The following is a 6,456-nucleotide window of genomic DNA, read 5'->3' as shown; positions in this document are numbered from 1 at the left end:
GTGGCGCGCCGTCGTTTTCGCCGAACAGGTCGTCGGCAGCGATCTCCATCGTCACGTTGCGGCTGGTGGTGCTTCCCGCGCCGCCGTTGATCAGCACACTGCCTCCCGGCGGGTAAGGATCCGTCTTAGGCACCACCACAGCGCTGGTTTCTGTGGCTGCTTGCAACGGACCCGTCCCGGGGTCCACCGTGGGGGTGATGCGATACTGGTAGCTGGTGCCAGGATCGATCGAACGATCGTCGAACTGCGTGCCATCCAGGCCTGAGCTAAGCAGCACCCAATCCCCCGTCATGCCCTGGGTAGGGGAGATCACGCGGCGGAAGATATCGGTTGAGATCAGTTTGCCCAGCAGGGGGTCTCCCCACCAGATCCTGATATAGGGTCTCAGGTTCAGGTCCAGCTCGGGGCGCACGTTCAGGTCTCCAAGGCTACCAACCCGATCGTCAGACGGGTCGAAGGGGTCCTGCCCGTTCGGGTCGACGAAGCACTGCGGGACTTCCGATCCATCGCTTTCGCCGCCGCCATCCGTGTCGGAATTGCGCGGGTCGGTACCAGCGCGGAACTCACACAGGCTGTCCAGGCCATCGCCGTCCAGGTCGCCTTTTTCGCCAAAGACGCCGTTGGCCTTCTCCCAGGCGTCCGGCAGACGGTTTCCGTCGCTGTCTTCGCTGGGCGGCACGGCGAAGGAACCCTGGGCTTCACGGCGGAAGTTGTCCCAGGTGGCGACTACTTTCACCTGGTAGGAACCAACGGCAGTCGGCTCCTCGCCATCGGTTGGGGGGGTGATGACGCCGGCGTCCGCCGAAGGTGTGATGCGGTACACGCCCCCATAGACGCCATCTCCGGCCATACCGTCGCCGTGGTTACCGTCATCCTGCAAGAGCAGGTTGCGCGAGACACCGGCGGCGTCGCGCACGCTCGCCACCACAGTGGCGCCCTTGATGGCGCCATCCGGGCCGACCAACATCGCCAGGATCGGCACGTGCTGCCCGGCATAACCGTTTTCGGGATCGCTGCCGATGAACAGGTACAGCTGGTAATCGCTGTCGGCTGAAACGCTGACGAAGAATTGCTGGTATATGCCCGCGATCTTCAGCGTGTACTTGCCGGGGATGACATTGTGCAGCTCCCAAACCTCATGCGTGCCGTTGAAGCGCCGCACGGCGCTCGGACCGGCGTCCGGGCCGAGCACACCCACCGGGATGGGGACCCCGTTCGGATCCAGGATCTGGACAATCTGCCCGTCCTGGGCGTTTTGCCAGGCGATGCTGACGACGACCTGCGTGCTGGTCTCGTCCACTTCGAACTGGTACTCGTTCGCTTTCTGCGGCTCGAGGGCCAAAACGGTTTGCAGGCGCTGGCGCCCGGCGATCTGGATAGCCTTGTAATCGTAGATGCGGCTGAGGTTGTTCTGCCAGCTCATGTCAGCCAGCGGAGCGTCGGCGGACTGCGGCCCAGCCGGGACGGTGCCCGCCGAGTCGGCGTAGTCGTAACTGCCGCCGGTCACCGCGGTGGAGATGTGCTGCAGCAAGGTCTCGTTGGCGGAAGGGCCCAGGGCGACTACGTGGATCGGACAGCCCTCGGCGCTGACCAGCGGCTTGACACTGGGATCATCCCAGTAGGGCGTCACATTTTCGTGCCCGTCGCTGAGCAGCACGAAACTGCACTGGCGGCTAGGGTCTTTCTTGGGGTGGTATTCCTGTTGGGCGCGTAACATGCCCGGACCGATGGCGGTTAAACCGTCGGCGGGTTCGACCAGGATATCGTTCAGGATGGCCTGGCGGTGGCTCCCGCCGCCGCTGTTCAGGGTGTCCAATGCCTGGCGCAGGGTGGCGGAGGTGTCGAAGTTGACGTAGCCGCCCCGGTCGCTGTCGGCCAACTCGTCCACCAGCAGGCTGGCGGCGTTGCGGGCTGCCTCGATGCGTCCGCTGGTGCCCCCCATGCTGCCCGAGCTGTCCAGCACGACCATCACATCCTGGGCGCGCGGCACGTATAGGATGGCTCCCGACTCGCTGTCCGAAGCGCTGCCCAGGCGCACGCCCAGGTCGTAGAACTGCCCATCCTCGGCGCCATCTGTATCGCGTGGCGAGCGTACCAGCAGCCAGTAATCATCCTGCACGTAAGCCGAACTCAGGATGGTGGCCGCGATCGTCGGGCTGCCCGTGCTGGTTTTGGTCAGCGCGACCTCGAAGTCGTCGCTGGTCAGCCCCGCGACCGGGCTGCCGTCGGCGCCCTCGACGTGCAAGCGCACGACGAAATTGCGCGGGTCGGCAGCGGTGCCGACCATGTCGAAAGCCGCCGCGGTGGGGCTCTTGATGTTGATCGTCGGGTTGAGGCAGCCGTAGCTCACGTCAACTGGGCCGGAGTCGTCGATGGCGGTGACCACGCCGGCCACGCGATTCAGAGTGCTGGTGGCGATCGTGCGGGACCAGGTGGGGCCGAAATTCGTCCAGCGGTTGGCCAGGTTGTTGGCGTTGTTCACCAGCAGCACGCTGAAACTGTAGGATTTGCCGCGCCCGTCGAAGTCAAAGCCGATGAAATCACATTGCGAGGCCGGGTTGAAATCGATATAACGCACCGAGCGCGGGTTCATGTTCAGCGTATGACTGGCATAAGACGGCCCACCGCTGACGCTAATCGGACCGCTCAGCCCGCTGGAGTTGTTGTTGATCTCCGTGTCACGGAAATCAACGCGCGCGTCGCTGTTGGTAAAGCGGTAAGCGTATAAAGCCAGGCTGTAATCGGTGAAATCCCTGCGGAAAGTGCTGCCTTTGCCGCTGATGAAGCTCTTCAGGCTGGTGAGCGTGCTGGCGGCGCCCGAGAGCGGCGTGTAAAAATCGCTGAGCGCATGCCAGCCCTGTACCGGTTCGATTTCGCTGCCGGTGGTGTACTGGTCTAACAGCCACGTCCACCAGGCGGCGGAAGTGTAGGAATTGGTGGTCAGGTCGCTGGAACGGACCGCGTCGCTGCCGAGGATGCCGTTGATTTCAGGGATGAACAGGTGCCCGGTGTCGGCGTCCAGGGTCGGCTCGTAGCGGTCCTCGACGGAGCGGGCGATACCCTCGCCGTAAAAGCCATCCCAACCCGGAGTGGGCTGGTAGTGGCACTGGATCAGGTGTTGCATTTCGTGGATCGCCAGCAGGCGTTTTTTGAGGATATCATTCCCTTCCACCCATTCGTCGTCCACCAGGATCGAGTTGCATGTTGGCGTGCCGCCGCCGCGTGGATCCTCGGCGATATAGATGGTCAGCGTGCTGCCGCTCCATAGGAAAGGTAAGTTGCGATCCTTATAGAAGCGCATGGCGTCTGCGGCCTCGTTGGCCATATCCACGGCGTACTGGTTGTCACCGCCGGGAGTGTCGACGTTAGCCAGCTTGTGCTCGCAGCGCCCGGCGTAATCGCTGGCATCGCAGCGGCCCAGGTTAGTGGCTGTGTCGGTTTCGGTGTAATACACGTCTACGGTGTAGTTCGTTCCCCCGTAAGAAAAATTCAGCTGGTAGCATTGGTCCAGATCGACGTCCTTGCCGCGCAGGTTTTGCGTCACCGGTGGGCTGCAGGAATCGGGCGCGTCCGGTGCATCCGGAACGCTCAACGCCTCCCCGACAACGCCTGTAGCGATCGGCGTCGCTCCGGCTTGCCCCATTGGGATCAGAAATGGAACGGCTAGAAGGATCAGGATGAGTAGCGAGAGCCAATACTTCTTCATGGGTTTCTCCTTGTATTCAATTATGGAAACAGATGGGGGTCAACGGACCCTCGGATCGGAAGAAGAATCAGGATTGATTTGTACTTAACCTACCTGATTATGAGGATTAAATTAACATAGATTTGGTTAAATCTTGCACATTGGCGTTTGACGGCAAATTCTAGTGAGACTTCAGAATAGCGACGTTCACTGTCTGCTTTAGCGGGCAGAGAACATCATCGTAGGAGTGTATCTGGTTCAACAACGAGAAGGGCTTGTTCCCAGAACCTGCTGCAGTGAGTGAGCAGAACCGGGCGGATGAAGAACATCAGCCGGAAACCGGCAGTGCGAGTGCGTGAGATCTTCTGAATTGTCAGATGATATAATTGAACATGAATTGAACGCGATTATCTACGAGGCGAATAGTAATTCAGCGTTTTTATACTCCCTGTGAGAGATCAGTTGTGGGTAATTTAAGCGACTTAAGAGAAAATGCTGGTGGACTTCAGCATGAGGAGTCCCTGCTGTTGCAGGTGACTTCTATTCAGGAGAGCCTTCGCCAATGGGTAAATCTACAATCTGCATTTGAGTGGCAGTTGCAACAAACCGCGAAATTCTTCGAACGAGATCGTCGGGACGCTTTGGCAGAACTACAAGCCCGGCTCCATCTCTTGATTGATTGACCTGGTCCCCATGGAGAATTTATTCCGGTCAATCTTGTTGCTTCAGAAAAAATTAATTACCGAGGGTGTTTCATCTATTGTTATCGGGGGGATGGCTGTCGCTGCCTGGGGAGAGCCACGTGTCACCAGAGATGTTGATTTAAAAGTGCTTCTCAACCGGCAAGATGCAGTTCGATTGATCGAGATATTATCACCCAACTATAAATTTCTAGTTCCTGTTCCAGAAGAAACGCTTCGGAAACAGGCTTTGATATTTGTTCAGGATTCGGTGGGAACTCGTCTGGATTTACTGCTCGCGGATACGCCATACGATGTAACAGCAATTCAGCGGGGGCGTGATGTTGAAATACAGCCAGGGACAATAATCCATAGAAACTTCGTAGGGGACTGCCGCTTTCAAGCGGCAGGGGAATACGAGAACGACTTCGTCGTTTGATTAGATAGTTGACAAACATCGAATATCGTAGTACATTTGTTCTATGAGCGACAGGCGGTATCGACGCAACGCGGGAAGCGTTTTCTCGTTGAAGTATCACCTTGTCTGGTGTCGGAAATACAGACGCAAGGTGTTGATGGGCGAAATCGCCGATGATTTGTGCTCCTTGCTGTACCAGAAAGCGCAAGAACTGGGCGTAACAATTGAGGCGCTTGAGATCTCCCCTGATCACGTGCATCTGTTTATCGAGAGCGATCCAACCGAAGCGCCGCAACATCTTGCCAACCAGTTCAAAGGCTTTACTTCTCGCTTGTTGCGCAAGAAGTATCCGCAATTGGGCTCTCGCCTGCCTAGCCTTTGGAGCAGAAGCAACTACGTGGGTACAGTTGGTTTTGTCTGCGAAGAAACCGTCAAGCGATATATCGAGAACCAAAAGTCGAGCTAGACCATGATCCGAACTTATAAGTATCTTCTTCGCCCAAACGACGAACAGGCTAAGTCTCTGGACTTTTTGCTTTGGCAATCCCGTCTTGTCTATAATGCCGCCCTTGAGCAGCGCATTACAAGCTATCGGGAAACAGGCAAGCGGATCGGCTACGGAGCGCAATGGGCACGCTTTCGCGATCTGCGCCACGATAATCCAGATACCTTCGGGAAGCTGAACGCCACCAGTGTTCAACAGCTTTTGCGCCGTTTGGATAAAGCGTTCGGCGCGTTCTTCCGCAGAGTAAAAGCGGGTGAGACCCCCGGTTATCCACGTTTCAAGGGGCGCAATCGCTTCAAGAGCATCGAGTATACCTACGGCGACGGTTGCAAGCTGCGCCGGAACCAGCAAGGCCGCAGGTCGTTCTACGTTCAGAACGTCGGTGAAGTACAAATGTGCTACCATCGAGCCACCCCTACCGAGGCTGAAATCAAGCACGCCGTGATCAAGCGGGTTGGGGAACGGTGGCATGTCTGCCTGATGCTCGAGTTGCTCGAACCCGGAAAGCGACCGATCCAGACGGGAAAGCAAGTAGGTGTGGATGTCGGTTTGAAAAGCCTGGCCGCCCTTTCTAGTGGGGAGTTGGTTGAAAACCCCCGCTGGCTGAGAGAGAGCCTTACGAACCTCCGTCGCCTTTCCCGTCATGCTTCCCGGCAGGTCAAGGGAAGCAACCGCCAGCGTAAAACCTACCGGCAGATTGCTCGCTTGCACGAGCAGGTCGCTAATCAGCGAGCGGATTATCTGCACAAGGTCAGCAACCGGCTTGTAGCTGAGAATGACCTGATTGCTATCGAAAACCTTTCCCTCGGCTTTATGAACCGAAACGGACACCTGGCCCTTTCTTCGCATGATGCTGGCTTCGGACTGTTCCGGCAGATGTTGGAATACAAGGCTGAAAGCGCTGGTATTCCAGTCATCGCCGTGAACCCGTCCAATACGACCCAGGCATGTAGCCGATGCGGGAGCATTGTTCCTAAAGGTTTGTCGGTTCGTGCGCATGAATGTCCTGACTGTGGTCTGATCCTTGACCGAGACGTGAACGCGGCTCGTAATATCTTGACTTTGGCTTTGTACAACCCGCTCGGACGGAGCGGTCAGCCGGTAACGTGGGCGGTTGCGCCGAGCGTTGGCTGAGAAGCCGCCTCGTTTACGAGGCGGAGATCGTCAC

Annotated in this window: 4 protein-coding genes; 3 read left to right on the top strand and 1 reads right to left on the bottom strand. The window is 57.8% G+C overall.

All coding sequences use genetic code 11. The features are described 5' to 3' along the window. On the bottom strand, nt 1–3,706 hold a 3,706-nt coding region (locus P8Y64_13015), incomplete at its 3' end, for a VWA domain-containing protein (GenBank protein ID MEJ2061386.1). A gap of 672 nt (nt 3,707–4,378) precedes the next feature. Here P8Y64_13015 and P8Y64_13010 point away from each other — a divergent pair. From P8Y64_13010 to P8Y64_13000, 3 genes are read left to right on the top strand one after another with little or no spacing between them, the layout of a single operon-like run. Beyond that, on the top strand, nt 4,379–4,804 hold the full coding sequence (locus tag P8Y64_13010; protein MEJ2061385.1) for a hypothetical protein: 426 nt from the start codon (nt 4,379–4,381) through the stop codon (nt 4,802–4,804). Between the two features lie 43 nt (nt 4,805–4,847). Further along, nucleotides 4,848–5,249, top strand: coding sequence for an IS200/IS605 family transposase (gene tnpA, locus P8Y64_13005; GenBank protein MEJ2061384.1), 402 nt, complete (start codon nt 4,848–4,850; stop codon nt 5,247–5,249). A 3-nt stretch (nt 5,250–5,252) separates the two neighbouring features. Then, a complete protein-coding gene (locus P8Y64_13000; protein MEJ2061383.1) occupies nt 5,253–6,422 on the top strand; it encodes a transposase in 1,170 nt (389 codons plus the stop codon). Nucleotides 6,423–6,456: the final 34 nt, after the last annotated feature.

The organism is Gammaproteobacteria bacterium, from assembly GCA_037388465.1.
GTDB lineage: Bacteria > Pseudomonadota > Gammaproteobacteria > SpSt-1174 > SpSt-1174 > JARRKE01.
Note: the sequence above shows the minus strand (reverse complement) of the source record. Positions and strands in the feature narration are given on the sequence as shown.